Below are 630 nucleotides of genomic sequence, written 5' to 3' on the forward strand. Positions count from 1 at the left end.
GGCAGAAGCCCGGCAAGCGGCAAGCCGACCTCGACGAACTGCGCGATCTGCGTCGCGAATCCGACGGGAGACGGCACGCAGATGCTGCCGGCCGGCAAGTATGTGGTCGAAGTGGTTGTGCCGCCGGGTTATGAACTGGTGAAGGAGGAAGACAAGAACATCCTGATCGGCGACAACTATATTGCGCCCGTCACGCAGCAGTTCGGCAGCTTCGGCAACATCTTCATCCTGCCCGACCAGGCCGCGGTGAATGCTGCCTACAACGCGAACAATGCGCAGAATCCGACTACCGATCTCGGCTCGCAGCCCCGCAACGAGAAGGGCACGGGCAGCATTGAAACGTTCTGGCCCTGCGTTGGCGAGCTGCGTATCGTGCCCGACTACATCAGCCTGTTTCCAGGGTCGCAGGAAGTCGCGCCGTTCGCGGGCGCATCGCGCCACCTGTGCGATCGCAAGGAGGTCATCCTTACCAACCAGATGTCGGCGCTCGCCAAGTTCTGGGTGTTCAGCCCGACGCATGTCGCCGCGCACTACACGGGCTTCATGCTGGACGACTTCTCGTCGGAGTTCGACCCGTACTCGCCGCAATTCGGTGAAAAATTCGCGGTGCCGAACGTGCCGGTTTCGCTG

At 61.9% G+C, this 630-nt stretch carries 1 protein-coding gene; it reads left to right on the forward strand.

Features of this window, described 5'->3' with window-relative positions:
- On the forward strand, positions 1-630 hold a 630-nt coding region (locus HV670_RS30330), incomplete at both ends, for a hypothetical protein (RefSeq protein WP_175108590.1).

This window comes from Pararobbsia alpina (assembly GCF_902859895.1).
Taxonomy (GTDB): domain Bacteria; phylum Pseudomonadota; class Gammaproteobacteria; order Burkholderiales; family Burkholderiaceae; genus Pararobbsia; species Pararobbsia alpina.